Annotated in this window: 13 protein-coding genes; 3 read left to right on the top strand and 10 right to left on the bottom strand. The window is 61.8% G+C overall.

The features are described from left to right. Nucleotides 1–337: 337 nt before the first annotated feature. Nucleotides 338–1,240 (bottom strand): DMT family transporter, encoded by a 903-nt coding sequence (locus GGQ67_RS03745; RefSeq protein WP_183898806.1) that lies wholly within the window; start codon nucleotides 1,238–1,240, stop codon nucleotides 338–340. 191 nt (nucleotides 1,241–1,431) lie between these two features. Here GGQ67_RS03745 and olsE point away from each other — a divergent pair, with 191 nt between their 5' ends. Continuing rightward, nucleotides 1,432–2,442 carry an ornithine lipid hydroxylase OlsE gene (gene olsE / locus GGQ67_RS03740; RefSeq protein ID WP_343056460.1) on the top strand — a complete coding sequence of 337 codons (1,011 nt, stop codon included), beginning with the start codon at nucleotides 1,432–1,434 and terminating at the stop codon, nucleotides 2,440–2,442. Nucleotides 2,443–2,447: 5 nt separating this feature from the next. Here the strand turns inward: olsE and GGQ67_RS03735 are convergent, their stop codons facing one another. The 3 genes from GGQ67_RS03735 to cbiE all read right to left on the bottom strand — a co-directional run bounded on the left by GGQ67_RS03735 (nucleotide 2,448) and on the right by cbiE (nucleotide 5,861). Next, the gene (locus GGQ67_RS03735; RefSeq protein ID WP_183898805.1) at nucleotides 2,448–3,236 is read right to left on the bottom strand and encodes a response regulator transcription factor; all 789 of its coding nucleotides are present in this window, start codon (nucleotides 3,234–3,236) and stop codon (nucleotides 2,448–2,450) included. A 623-nt stretch (nucleotides 3,237–3,859) separates the two neighbouring features. Further along, nucleotides 3,860–4,618, bottom strand: a complete 759-nt coding sequence (gene cobM / locus GGQ67_RS03730) for a precorrin-4 C(11)-methyltransferase (RefSeq protein ID WP_183898804.1) — start codon at nucleotides 4,616–4,618, stop codon at nucleotides 3,860–3,862. A gap of 10 nt (nucleotides 4,619–4,628) precedes the next feature. Further along, nucleotides 4,629–5,861, bottom strand: coding sequence for a precorrin-6y C5,15-methyltransferase (decarboxylating) subunit CbiE (gene cbiE, locus GGQ67_RS03725; RefSeq protein WP_183898803.1), 1,233 nt, complete (start codon nucleotides 5,859–5,861; stop codon nucleotides 4,629–4,631). On the opposite strand from cbiE, the gene GGQ67_RS03720 reads away from it, so the two are divergent. Next, nucleotides 5,860–6,615 carry a cobalt-precorrin-6A reductase gene (locus GGQ67_RS03720; protein ID WP_183898802.1) on the top strand — a complete coding sequence of 252 codons (756 nt, stop codon included), beginning with the start codon at nucleotides 5,860–5,862 and terminating at the stop codon, nucleotides 6,613–6,615. The two genes, cbiE and GGQ67_RS03720, sit on opposite strands and share 2 nt — an antisense overlap. On the opposite strand, the gene GGQ67_RS03715 is transcribed toward GGQ67_RS03720, so the two are convergent. The 5 genes from GGQ67_RS03715 to cobF form a co-directional block, all read right to left on the bottom strand. Continuing rightward, entirely contained in the window at nucleotides 6,590–7,357 is a 768-nt protein-coding gene (locus tag GGQ67_RS03715) for a precorrin-3B C(17)-methyltransferase (protein ID WP_183898801.1), read from the bottom strand. The genes GGQ67_RS03720 and GGQ67_RS03715 overlap by 26 nt on opposite strands. Then, nucleotides 7,354–8,085, bottom strand: a complete 732-nt coding sequence (locus GGQ67_RS03710; protein WP_183898800.1) for a precorrin-2 C(20)-methyltransferase — start codon at nucleotides 8,083–8,085, stop codon at nucleotides 7,354–7,356. The genes GGQ67_RS03715 and GGQ67_RS03710 overlap by 4 nt, the downstream gene beginning before the upstream one ends. Next, nucleotides 8,082–8,714: a precorrin-8X methylmutase gene (locus tag GGQ67_RS03705; protein WP_018896502.1), complete on the bottom strand. Its 633-nt coding sequence runs from the start codon at nucleotides 8,712–8,714 to the stop codon at nucleotides 8,082–8,084. The genes GGQ67_RS03710 and GGQ67_RS03705 overlap by 4 nt, the downstream gene beginning before the upstream one ends. Before the next feature lie 2 nt (nucleotides 8,715–8,716). Further along, nucleotides 8,717–10,078 carry a precorrin-3B synthase gene (gene cobG / locus GGQ67_RS03700; protein ID WP_183898799.1) on the bottom strand — a complete coding sequence of 454 codons (1,362 nt, stop codon included), beginning with the start codon at nucleotides 10,076–10,078 and terminating at the stop codon, nucleotides 8,717–8,719. Between the two features lie 64 nt (nucleotides 10,079–10,142). After that, a complete protein-coding gene (gene cobF, locus GGQ67_RS03695) occupies nucleotides 10,143–10,910 on the bottom strand; it encodes a precorrin-6A synthase (deacetylating) (protein ID WP_183898798.1) in 768 nt (255 codons plus the stop codon). Nucleotides 10,911–11,227: 317 nt separating this feature from the next. Between cobF and GGQ67_RS03690 the strand changes: the two genes are divergently transcribed. Continuing rightward, nucleotides 11,228–12,349 carry an RHE_PE00001 family protein gene (locus GGQ67_RS03690; RefSeq protein ID WP_183898797.1) on the top strand — a complete coding sequence of 374 codons (1,122 nt, stop codon included), beginning with the start codon at nucleotides 11,228–11,230 and terminating at the stop codon, nucleotides 12,347–12,349. A gap of 154 nt (nucleotides 12,350–12,503) precedes the next feature. On the opposite strand, the gene GGQ67_RS03685 is transcribed toward GGQ67_RS03690, so the two are convergent. Next, nucleotides 12,504–13,217 carry a Bax inhibitor-1/YccA family protein gene (locus tag GGQ67_RS03685; protein WP_183898796.1) on the bottom strand — a complete coding sequence of 238 codons (714 nt, stop codon included), beginning with the start codon at nucleotides 13,215–13,217 and terminating at the stop codon, nucleotides 12,504–12,506. Nucleotides 13,218–13,222: the final 5 nt, after the last annotated feature.

The following is a 13,222-nucleotide window of genomic DNA, read 5'->3' as shown; positions in this document are numbered from 1 at the left end:
AGACTCTAAGGAAGCCGCACTCGACGATATTGTTCTCATTCACATTATTATTAACATGAAACAATGCTAAGCGCAAAAATCCATCCATGCAATAGTCAAATTTCAATTTGATACAGTGAAGATTGAACCGAATGACCGACGAATAGAAAATAGCAGATACGCCCATCATTGACACCGGTATATTCGCGCCATCACGTCATCATTTCGGATATACCGATAACTACGATGGCGTTACTTGGAATAACGGGCACGGAAAGCGCGACAACCGGAAGTATTCTTCATGCCGCGTTTTTGTCTCGCGTGGCGCGACGACTGATGGCTGCCCAAGGGGAAACGATTAGGCAGCCATACGGCGGCTGGCAAGCACCGCGCGGCGCTCCCACCAGACCAGCAGGAGGCTTGAGCAGACGATCAGAACCGCGCCTGCCACGACGTTCACGGTCGGGATTTCCGACCAGATGAGATAGCCGAAGAGAAATGCCCAGACGAGACCGCTGTATTCCATGGGAGCAAGCGTCGATGCCGGCGCGTGCCGGTACCCCTCGTAAAGCAGGAACTGCCCGAGCGCCGACACCGCGCCTAGTCCGAGCATCAGCGCCCATCCTTCGAGATCCGGCGATTTCCAAACCCATGGCAGCATGATTCCGCAGGCGATGGCAAAAAGGAAGCTGGTCGCCATCATCTGGTTCAGCGTGCTTTCGAAGCGACTGACCAGACGGACAAGCACGGTGCTCCATGCCCAGCAGAAGCCCGCGAACAGCACCATGAGCGTTGGTCCGAGGCTTGGGGACTGGGTGGGATTGGCGGCGACAATTACGCCGGCAAAGCCCGCGAAACATGCAAACCATCGCATTGGCCCCACATTTTCCTTCAACACGAGAATGGAAAGGAAGATAACGATGATCGGCGCCGAGAAGTACATGGTCGTGATCTCGGCAAGGCCCAGATGCCTGGCGGCGGAATAGTAGGCCATCCAGGCGCCCAGCATCAGCATGGCGCGAAGGACGAGCGAGCCACGGTGAGCACTCTTCAGGATGGAGGGATGGCGCAACCGCCTGACCATGAAACCCGCCACCGCGACGATGATCACGCTGCGGATGAACAGAATCTGCGGAACCGCATAGTCTGCAACCAGCCACTTCACCACAGCATCCTGAATCGCAAACAGCGAATAACCCGCGCATGACAATGCAATACCAACGAGCGGGTTGGGCGAGGTGTCTGAAGCGCGGACTTGCATGGTGTGGCAGCCTGAATGCGGCATTGATGATGGTGAGCACGTAGCAAGAAGTTGCCGAGGGAACAATGGCTAGTTTTGGCCCCGGCATGGGCGTGGCGCCGCGCGCATCGTTGCTTGAACGCGCCATCTTGCATGCGAGCCACAATCGTAGTGTATCAATGAATGACTTCGAAGTTCCGCGGAGAATGCACGTGACCGACAAGAGCGCATCGCCTCCCTACGTGCTGCTTTCATGGATACTGTGGCCGGCGCTTTTCGCAGCCGGCTTGGTCGGCGCGGGCTTTGCCTTTAAGGCACAGGCGCCGCTGCTGTGGTTCAACGTGGTCTACCTGGCGATCGTCTTCGCAATCGCCATGTTCGAGCGCGTAATGCCCTTCGAGAAGCAATGGTTGAACCGCGATGGAGAGACGTTCAACGACATAGCGCACACATTGCTCAGCAAGGGTGGCGTACAGCTGGCCGCCGCAATGGGCGCAACCGCGCCAATGGCGGTCGCGACGGTCGCGCATCCGTTTGTCATTGGCTTGCCCGACATGTGGCCCGGCAGCTGGCCCCTGATGCTACAGGTGGCTCTTGGATTGGTAATCGCCGAGTTCGGACTCTATGTCGCCCACCGCGCGGCTCATGAGATCCTGTCGCTCTGGCGGTTTCATGCCCTTCATCACAGCGTCGAGCGGCTTTGGGTCGTCAATACGGGCAGGTTCCATTTCATGGACTCGCTGTTCAAGATCGCACTCAGCCAACTCCCGCTCTATCTGCTCGGTGCGCCGTTGCCGGTCTTTCTATGGATCGGCGCGGTAACCGCCTTCATCGGCCTTCTCACCCACTGCAACATAGACGTGCGTACGGGCCCGCTCGATCTGATCTTCAGCACGCCGCGACTGCATCGCTGGCATCATTCGCGCGTGCTGGCCGAGGGAAATACGAACTATGGCGAGAATCTTGTCTTGTGGGATCAGTTGTTCGGCACGTACTTCAATCCCGACCGTCGTCCGCCATCGAACATCGGCATCAGCGGCCGCGTCGCCGACAGCTTCATTGGGCAATTGCTACAGCCGTTCTCGAGGAAGGGCTATCGGCAAATCCTTGGCCGCCGGGTGCACCCCGACGGCCAGGAGATAGCAACAGGTGATAGAGGATCGCTGAGCCCGTCCGGCGCCATTAGCGAGAACCACCAGGTCCAGACGGATAGCACCGCGTAGATGCCCTATTCCGCCGAAGCGCTCCAGCGTGAGTCGGACTGGAACAGATCATTAAGCTTGTAGGCCACCTCGGTACGGTTGGTCGCCTTGAGCTTCTTCATGATGTTGCGGATGTGAACCTTGACGGTGCTTTCGCGCAGATTGAGCTCATAGGCGATGATCTTGTTCGCCTTGCCCTTGCGCAACGCCTGCACGACTTCGGCCTGGCGCAGCGTGAACATGCGTGACAGCTCTTTCTGCCGTGGCGCGTTGTCGACGGGAGCGGACGAGGTGAAGCTCTTGCCGGCAACGATGAAGGTGCCGCCCGCGACGGCCAGCCCGATGGCCTCGACACAGACTTCAATGCCCACCGACGTGGGGATGAACCCGCGCGCGCCATGCTCGATCGCCCGGAGCGTCTGGTGGAGATCGTCGCCATCGGCGAGGATGACGACAGGTGCCGGCGCAAGCTCCGTTGCGATGCTGGAAATCTCTTCGTAAAGAGCGCCATCGCTCGATGCGCGGCCGGTGATGTTGAGCAGAACCGCCTTCACGCGCTGCGTCGCGTCTTTCTTGCGCCGCCATTCCGCCACCGAGCCCACCGCGCAAGCCTTCATGCCGAGGCCGTTCTGCGTCAGCGTCGTCGCAAGGCATTCCCGCTCGAGTGTTCTGCTGTCGATGATCAGCAGGCACCGGTCCTCGCCCAGAGCCTTCATCTCACCCAGGTCGCTAAGCGCTCTGGGTGCCACGGCAACGGCCTGAAGTCTGTTGACAGGCGTGCGTCCGCTTTCAAATTCCGAAGGTACGTAATTCATACTAGCCTCATACTCAATAGTGTTAGAGGTGACCATTCGCAACGAAATGCAATACTCGGGGGACATCGGCGTGTATTAAGTCAGAAAAGTAGTTTATCCGTTTTGGATCACTTATCGCGTGTGGTTTCTACTTTGTTAAGAACCTACATACATCAGTAGTGACAATCAATACAAAATATTTCGTCAGACTTAGATTAAAAATGCCCAGTATATAAAATTGTACCTCCACATGCTAAAAACAGGAATTAATTTTTACTCCATAGAAAAAACATCAATCAAGAAGCTTATGTCATTTATTCTTTGGAAATACCGTTTCTTAACGATAATAATCGTTTGTTTTTTCGGTCCACGGTATAGTGTCAAATTCCGTATTGTTCTGACATAGACAAAGCAACTACCGGCCCAGTCAATACTCTGGCAACGCCTCCGTAGCGGGATGACGAAAGCAAGCTAATCCAATTGGTTAATGCCACATTAACCTTGCAGGCAGGGATTTTGATGCGTTCTCGGGAGATATTGGGCGCTGTGGATAACATCGCGCCTCAAAGCGCGCCGAGCGGGCCGGGGCGCAGGCGTCCGAGCCGCCGATGTCGCGGCTCGGGCGTTAAGGTCTTGCGATCGCTTTACTGTCGCCCTCTAAAGCGACGCTGATAGGTCGCGTCATAAAGAGAACTCTCGCGAAAGTCGGTCGACGACAGGGATGGGCCGACGAAGATGATTGCTGTCCGCTCGATCGGCTCGGCTGCCACCTTGGCCTCGATGTCTCCCAACGTGCCGCGCACGATCCTTTCATCCTCCCAGCTCGCCTTCACCACGATGGCGACCGGGCATTCGGCGCCGTAGAGCGGCGTGAGATCGTTGACGACCCGGTCCAGCGCGTGAATGGCGAGATGGATGGCAAGCGTAGCGCCGGTTGCGCCGAATTGCGTCAAGGTCTCGCCATCGGGCATCGGCGACGCCCTGCCCGATACCCGCGTCAGGACGAGGCTCTGCGCGACTTCCGGAATGGTGAGCTCGCGCCGGAGCGCGGCCGCGGCCGCGGCAAAAGACGGCACGCCGGGTGTCATCGTGTAGGCGATCCCATGCTTCTCCAGGCGACGGATCTGTTCCGCGACAGCGCTCCAGACAGAAAGGTCGCCCGAGTGCAGGCGCGAGACATCCTCTCCGGCATTGGCCGCACGCAGATATTCGGCTTCTATCTCGTCGAGCGACATGGGAGCGGTATCGACGATCCGCGCGCCCGGCGGGCAATAAGCGAGCAGGTCGGGCGAAACGATCGAACCGGCGTAAAGGCACACAGGGCATTTTCCGATGAGATCGCGGCCGCGCACGGTGATGAGATCCGCGGCACCCGGGCCAGCGCCGATGAAATGAACGGTCATATCCTTGTCCTCAATCCTTGACCCAGTGCCACTGTGTGACCGGCATTGCCGGGCGCCAGCCCGTCATCGCGCCGATCGCACCGGCGCGGGAAATGTCGATGCGGGTCAACGACCCGCCCAACGTAGTGTGCAACGCCAGCAGTTTCGCATCCATCTCCAGCGTCACCGCATTGGCGACCAGTCGGCCGCCGCTTTTTAACGCGGCGATCGCCGCCTCCATCACCCCATCCTCGCTGCCCCCGCCGCCGACGAAGATGGCGTCTGGTTCAGGCAGCGACTGCAACACCTGCGGCGCCAGGCCCTGCACGACCGCAAGCGCCGGCACGCCGAAGGCCGCCGCATTGCGCGCTATCCGCTGGACTCGCTCGCTCGACTGTTCGATGGCAATCGCCCGAAGCGACGTGTCGCACAGCATCCATTCGATGCCGATCGACCCGGAGCCGGCGCCGATATCCCAAAGCAATTCGCCATGCCGGGGCTCGAGCGCGGATAGTGTCAACGCGCGCACCTCCCGTTTGGTGATCTGGCCGTCGTGCTCGTAGAACGCATCGTCCAATCCGGGCGCAAAGGCCAGCACCCGTGCGCCCTCGCCAGCCACGACATCGATGGTGCAGACATTGAGCGGATCGATGTCTTCGATATCGAACGTATCCGCGTGGGAGGTCCGGACCTGCTCACGGTCGCCGCCAAGCGCTTCGAGCACATGCATCCGCGACCGGCCGAAGCCATTGGCCGCAAGCAGGGCCGCGAGTTGCATCGGGGTCTCTTGGTCGGAGGTGAGTGCGATGATGCGCCGGCCGTGGTGCAGATGCGGACGTATGAGATCGATCGGGCGTCCATGCAGCGAAACGGACGCGACGTCCTGTAATGGCCAGCCCAGCCGCGATGCGGCAAGGCTGAAGGATGATGGTGCCGGTATCGCGCGCATCTCCGCGGCATCGATGCTCCGCGACAGCGTCGCGCCCACGCCGTAAAGAAACGGGTCTCCGGAGGCCAGCACGACGACAGGCGAACCGCGACGCGCCGTGATCGCCGCGACCGAGCGCTCGAAGGGGCTTTCCCACGCGAGGCATTCACCCCGGATGAGACCAGCCATAAGGGCATGATGGCGCGCGCCGCCGAAAGCGACGGACGCGGCCGCGATGAGCCGCTTGGCCTCATCGCCCAGCCCCGCTGGACCATCCTCGCCGATGCCGATAATAGTCAGCCAAGGTTGGCCGGGAGCGGAAGACATATCAGCCATGAGCAAAATCCGCATTCTGATGCTTGGCGGCACGACCGAGGCAAGCGCGCTCGCCAGGGCCTTGGCCGCTCAACCGCGCTACGATGCCCTGCTGTCGCTTGCCGGCAGGACGGAAAAACCCGCTCCGCAGTCCCTGCCCACCCGCATTGGCGGGTTTGGTGGCGCGGAGGGGCTCGCGACATTTCTGCACGACGGGCAGTTCGACCTGCTGATCGACGCCACCCATCCCTTTGCCGCGCGCATCTCGCAGAACGCCGCGCAAGCCGCTGCCATCAGCAGCCTGCCCGCCTTCTGTCTTCGCCGCGCACCCTGGCAGGCCGAGGCGGGCGACAATTGGCGGCATGCCGCGAGCGTCCAGAATGCCATCACGCAAATCGGCAGCGTGCCCCGCCGCGTGTTTCTCGCCATCGGCCGGCAGGAGGCGCACAGGGCGGATGCCGCCCCGCAGCATCACTATCTGATCCGAAGCGTGGACCCGGTCGATCCGCAGCCCGTGCTTCCCCACGCGCATTATATTCTTGATCGTGGCCCGTTCGATGTCGAACGCGAGACCGCGTTGCTGCGGGAGCACGGCATCGATGTCGTCGTCACCAAGAACAGCGGCGGTTCGGCCACCTATGCCAAGATCGCGGCCGCGCGCGCGCTCGGCATCGAGGTGATCATGATCGGCCGCGCCGCGGCACCCGCCATTCCAGCGGTCTCGACCGTCGACGAGGCCCTGGCGATGATCAATCACCTGCTGCCCCCCCGCTGAAGCGAGGGGTGTAGATGAGATCGGCCTTGCCCTCGCGCTCGATGATCTTCGTCTCCGCCGAGCCGATGATGACGCAGGTCGCCATATCGGCCATCGCCGCATCCGCAACATTGAGTGGCTGAACGGAAATGCGCTCGTCCGGCCTTCCGGCGGCGCGGCCGAAGATGACCGGCGTCGAGCCGGGCAGCTTTTCACGCAGCAGTTCGAACGCCTTTCCAAGCTGCCAGGGACGCGCCTTGCTGATCGGATTATAAAGCGCGATCACGAAGCCGCCTTCGGCTGCTGAAGCCAAACGCTTCTCGATCGTCGCCCAGGGCTTCAGATTATCGGAAAGCGAGATCGCGCAGAAATCATGCCCGAGCGGTGCGCCGACACGGGCGGCGACCGCCAGCATTGCGGTAATCCCGGGCAAAATGACAAGATCGACGTCCCGCCAGGCGTCCGGACCATCGTCGACCGCCTCGCAGACAGCGGCGGCCATGGCAAACACTCCGGGATCGCCACCCGAGACGACACAGACGATCGCGCCCTCGGACGCGGCGCGCAATGCGGCGCCCGCCCGATCCAGTTCCTCGCGGTTATCGGACGCCTGACGCGTCTGGTCGGCCCGCAGGTTCAGGCGATCGAGATAGGGTCCATAGCCGAAAAAGACAGTGGCCTTCGAAACGGCGGCATGCGCTTCCGGCGTCATCTGATCGGGATTGCCCGGGCCGGTGCCGATGACGAAAAGCCGTCCGCTCATCGGTTGCTCTCCCAGCCGGGAACGAGCACCAGCGAAAAGTAAGGCGCATCGCCTTCGGGCCGGTCGGCGAGCTTGATCATCGCCGCGTTCGCCATGGTGCCGCGCTCGACATAGACCGCTTCGGCAAGACGCCCCGACGCCTGCAGCGCGCGGCGGATCTTCGGCAGGTTGCGGCCGACCTTCATGATCACAGCCGCCTGCGTATCGGACAGGCGGCGCTCGAGTTCCTGTTCGGCCATCGTGCCGGGCAGGACCGACAATACGTCGTCGCCCTGGACGATCGGGATGCCGGCAACGGACCAGCAGCCGGACATCGCGCTGATGCCGGGTATGACCTCGGTCGCGTAGCGGCTGGCGAGGCGCACATGCAAGTGCATGTACGAGCCATAGAACAGCGGATCGCCTTCGCTGAGGACGGCCACGGCGCGGCCGGCGTCGAGATGCGCGGCGACAGCCGCCGCCGACTCCTCGTAGAAATCGGTGATCTGGCGCCGGTATTCGGCTTCGCTCTTCTCGATCTCGGTGGTCACGGGATAGTAGAGCGGCAACATGACGGCGTCGCGCCCGATCAGATGCTCGACGATCGCCCTGCCGTTACCGCCTCTGCCGCGCTTGGCGAAATAGGCGATCACATCGGCAGCTTCGATTGCCTTGACGGCCTTGACGGTGAGCAGCTCCGGATCGCCAGGACCGGTGCCGACGCCGATGAGACGACCCGCGCCGCTCACAGGCCGGGCCTCGCCAGGGCGTTGACGGCCGCCGCCGTCATGGCACTGCCACCAAGGCGTCCACGCACGATCGCATAGGGAACGCCGTAGGAGTTTTCCGCCAAGGCATCCTTGGATTCGGCGGCACCAACGAAACCGACAGGCATGCCGATGATCGCCGCCGGCTTCGGCGCGCCATCGCGCAACAGCTCGAGCAAATGGAAGAGCGCGGTCGGCGCATTGCCGATGGCGACGACGCTGCCGGCAAGACGGTCCTTCCAGAGGTGGAGGGCGGCGGCCGAGCGCGTGTTTCCGGTTTCCTTCGCCAGTTCCGCGGTACGCGGATCGTGCAATGTGCAGATGACATCGTTCTTGGCGGGCAGCCTCGTCCGGGTCACGCCGTGCGCCACCATCTCGGCGTCGCAGAAGATCGGCGCGCCGGCATGCAGCGCCGCGCGCGCGGCGCTGACGAAATGCGGCGCGAACACAAAATGCTCGGCGGCTTCCACCAGTCCACAGGCATGGATCATGCGCACGGCAACGTCTGCTTCCTCGGCTGAAAACCGGGACAGATCGGCTTCGCTGCGGATAATCGCGAACGACCGCTCATAGATGGCGTCACCGCTGTGGATGTAATCGTAGTCTGGCATTCCTATTCCTGTCGCAGCGCTCGCGTAATCGTGGCCGTCCCAACCCTGTCAAGACAGGCCCTAGCAGATTCGCCAGCTTGTCTTTCATTTTTGATGAGACGGGAAAGCCTCTCTATAGCGGAATTGATATGACTACCAGCAATCTGTGCATCGGGCGCGTCCGACGCGAGGCCATCGAGAACAAGATTATAGCCATTTTCCGCTCCCGCGACCGTAAAGGCGCGGCGCGGGTGGGCACAGCCCTTGGCACAACCGGACAAATGCACGTCGAGCGAGCCGTCCAGAATCTCCGGACACCCTTCGATCAGCGCGCCGGCCAGGGCCTTGGCGGCGTAGAAACTCGACGCACAGGCGCCCGCGCCTGCACAGGTGGCGATGCGCGATGAGAGATCGTCGCGGTTCGCGGATAGACCGAAGCGCTCCGCCGATTGCCGCACCGTCGCCGCGTCCTCCTCGCTCAGACCCGTGACGAAAAGACAGCGATCGGGCGCCGGCCGGATATCCCCCACATCGAGATCGCCGAGGAATATCAGAAACGCCAGAAGGTCGGCCGCCTGAATTTGCCCGAACCGTAGCTTCAGGCCGATGACCGCCATGCCGTCCTCGACTGCATTGACGCCGACCGACGGTGTCTCGCCCATGCACGGATGGTGCGAAATGGCATGCATCTCGGGGAAGGTCGATGACAGACGTTCCGGTGAGATATCGCGGCAACGCTTCTGCCAGCCGATCGAAAGCAGCAGCTTGAGCAACTCGCCAACCGCCGCGATTGCCTCATCGACGGAGCCCGCGGCAACCGGACGGGCACTGGCACCATCGCCGGCGATGGCAACCACCCACTTTCCCGCTGTTACGGCCAGCAGCCTGATATCGGCCGTGACGTCGGCGAGATCGAAGCGGCCACCGCCATCGACGATGATTGAAAGCTTCGGCGCGAGCCCCGGCGCCTGCAAATGCTCGGCAAGCCGGTCCCGCAGCGCCAATTCCATGGCGGCGGCGTCAGCGACGTCACCAAACGCCTCGCCATGCAGCGGCGGCAGTTCGATCACGGGATTGGGCGACACAATGATGCCCGCCGCATCCACCGCTTCGGCAAACGGCTCGACCGTCTCCGGGCTAAGTCCCCGGATCTGCAGGCTGCCTCGCGCCGTGATCTCAAGCAGGCCATTACCGCAACGCGTCGCGGCATGAGCAAGCAGCGCGCATTGATCGACCGTGAGAATACCGCCCTGCGGGCGCAAGCGCGCAAGCAGGCCGTCGCCTGTCCGCATTGGTCGCGCCAAGGTCGGACAGGCGCCGCGCCGCGCATAGGCTTGCGCGGCCTCGCCTGTGATTTCCGTCTCGATGCGCTCGTCGCGTGTCATCCCGCCATTTCCTTCCGCCCGGTGCTTACAGAACTAAGAAGCACGGGCACAACCATCGCCAGCCTCAAAGGTCGTCGAAATCGCGACCCTTGCGCAGCAAGTAGATATCCATGATCCAACCATGTCGCTCCCGCGCTTCGGCGCGCAGCTTCACGATATCCGCGGCGACATCGCCGAGCCGCCCTGAACGCACGATCTCGTCATCCGTACCGAGATAGGCGCCCCAGAAGATTTCCGCGTCCGGATCATCGATCTTGGAAAAGGCCTGCTCTCCGTCCAGCATGACCACGGTGCTATCCGCCCGGTTGCCATGTGCGACAAGGCGTCGCCCTGTCGTGATCTCGACCGGCTTACCGACCATGTTGATCGGAATGCGGTGGCTTGCCGCCAGGGCCTGGATGCTCGTGATCCCCGGGATGACGCTGAAGTCGAAATCGACGGCGCCGAGTTCCCTTGCCCGCTCGATGATGCGGATGACGCTATCGTAAAGGCTCGGATCGCCCCAGACGAGAAAGGCGCCGGCGCCGTCTTCGGGGAGATCGTCGATCAGCCGCACATAGGTTCGCGCCAGTGTCGCGTGCCAGTCGTTGACGCTTTCGACATAACTGCGGTCGACCGTCTTACGCTGCGGAATGGCGAACTCGATGATCCGGGTCTTTTCGTTGGTAACGAAGCGCTCGCAAATCTCGCGGCGGACGGAAGCGAGCTTCTCCTTCTCCTCGCCTTTCGTCGGCAGGAAGATCATGTCAGCCGCGTTCATCCTGCCGATGGCCTGGATGGTGACGTGCTCGGGATTTCCCGTTCCGATACCGATGACGTAGATGTGGCGCACGCCGGCTCTCCTGATCAATTCTTCCTGCTTGTGACGCACATGCTCCGGCGCCGCAAGGGCATGGCTCAAACGGGCGGCGATGAGGGAGCGACCGATCGTCGCTGAAGATTGCTGCCATTTTCGAATCGTGCGATCCTTTGTCGATAAAGATCCACATGGCATTGGCCCACATGCCTCGGACAACAAGCGCGGCGGCGGCTGAGCCACGCCGACCAAATAAAGCAGGAATAGCCGGGCATGCTCGCGCCGAGACGATCTTTGAGACCATTGACGGAACGAGAGACGCAGGCCCGCCCGACGGTCGGGAACGCCCGCCGATGAACCACGAGATCGATGCCACATCCTTGATGACGCTGCTGCCGCTCTTCGTTCAGGCGGAAGACGCCCTGGCGCGACTGGACGAGCGCGCGCTGCGATCCTCGATCGTGGAGGGTTTTTCCGAGCGCCGTCACTTCTTCGACGCTGTCGGCGCCCTGTGGGTAGCGGGCGAACTGGTGCACCTTGAAGACCTTGTGCTGCACGACGCCCATATGGACGCCCGCACGCCCAGCCACGAACTGACCATTGCGCATGCAGTCCTCCGTGCACGTCGCAGGATATGCACGAGCGATCCCTATTGGGCCTTGAGCGAAGCCGGCATGACGGTTCTGACGGGGATCGGCGGGGAGCAGCAGAGAGCGCCGGAGCTGAAGAGCGCTTATCGCGATCACGACAATGACGACCATGAGCCTGATGCGCCGCTCGCCAACGAACTTGCCGAAATCGACGCCGTGCTGGCGCGGTCGAGCAGGCTCCTCGACGATCTCGCGAGGGGCGTTCGGGACACCAATCCTGAGCCCGCGCGGCAGGAGCGACCAGACGACCGGCTCGCGCTGCTCGACGACGAGGACTGGGACGAGGCCGCGCGCCTGCGCGAATGGCGCTCCGTCATCGCGATTGCCGACGCATTACCACCGACACTGGGCGCCGCCGTATTGTTCGATGCATGGGAGCAGATCGAGCCGCTGCGCCGCCAGCATTGGCTGGGCGGCCTGCTGATTGCAGGCTATCTGCGCCAGCGCGGCAAGATCACGTCGCACCTGTTTTCATTTTTCGCCGGCTTGAAAACCGTTCGCCACGAACGCCGGCGCGCCCGCCAGCGTCTCGTCAGGCTGCAATCCTTTCTCGAAGCGATGGTGGAGAGCGCCGATCTCGGCATGAAGGAGATGGATCGCCTATCGCTGGCACAGACACAGATGCAGATGCGCTTCAAGGACAGGCGCTCAAACAGCAGCCTTCCGCACCTCGCGCAATTCGTGCTGTCGCGGCCGATGGTGTCCTCGGCCATGGTGGCGCGTGAACTGAAGGTCAGCGGCCGAGGCGCGCTCAATCTGCTCAACGACATCGGCATTCGCGAGATCACCGGGCGCGGACGCTACCGTGCCTGGGGCATTATCTGAACGTCCAGGAAATCAGACCATAATCAAACGGAAAAGCGGCCGGACTTGCGCCCGGCCGCTTCCCTGTGGTGAACACCCGATCCGCGCATCCTGTCACAGAGTGCGGACCGGGCGTTCTAGCGCTTCCTTTGCCCCCAGAAGCGCTGTAGCTCGACTATTCGCGCTCGCCGGTAAAGGTGAGCAGCAGCTGGAAGATGTTCACGAAGTTCAGGTAGAGCGACAGAGCACCGAATACGGCAAGCTTCTGGTTCGATTCCTGATCGTAGTTCTCCGAATACTGCTCCTTGATGTTCTGCGTGTCGTAGGCGGTCAGGCCAACGAAGACGACGATACCGATGACCGAAATCGCGAACTGAAGTGCGCTCGATCCAAGGAAGATGTTGACCACGCTGGCGATGACCACGCCGATCAGGCCCATCATCAGGAACGAGCCCATGCGGGACAGATCACGCTTGGTCACGTAGCCGTAAAGGCTGGTAGAGCCGAACATCGTTGCGGCGATGAAGAAGGTGCGCGCGATGCTGGTGCCGGTAAACACCAGGAACACCGATGCCATCGACAGGCCCATGACGGCGCAGAAGGCCCAGAATGTCATCTGCGCGGCGCCTGCCGACATCGTCTGGATCTTGAACGTGAAGAAGAAGACGAAGGCGAGCGGCGCCAGCATGACCACCCACTTGAGCGGCGACTGGAAGATCGGCACATACAGCGCCGGCGTCGAGCCGACGATGAAGGCGATCATGCCGGTGATGACAAGGCCGATGCCCATGTAGTTGTACACGCGCAGCATGTGCTGGCGAAGACCTTCGTCAAACAGGGTCTGCGAGCCAACGGCCGAACCGTAACGCTGCTGATTGATTGGATTCATAGAGA

Source organism: Rhizobium metallidurans, from assembly GCF_014196505.1.
GTDB lineage: Bacteria > Pseudomonadota > Alphaproteobacteria > Rhizobiales > Rhizobiaceae > Rhizobium > Rhizobium metallidurans.
The sequence above is the reverse complement of the archived record's forward strand: the minus strand, read 5'-3'. Positions and strand labels throughout refer to the sequence as shown.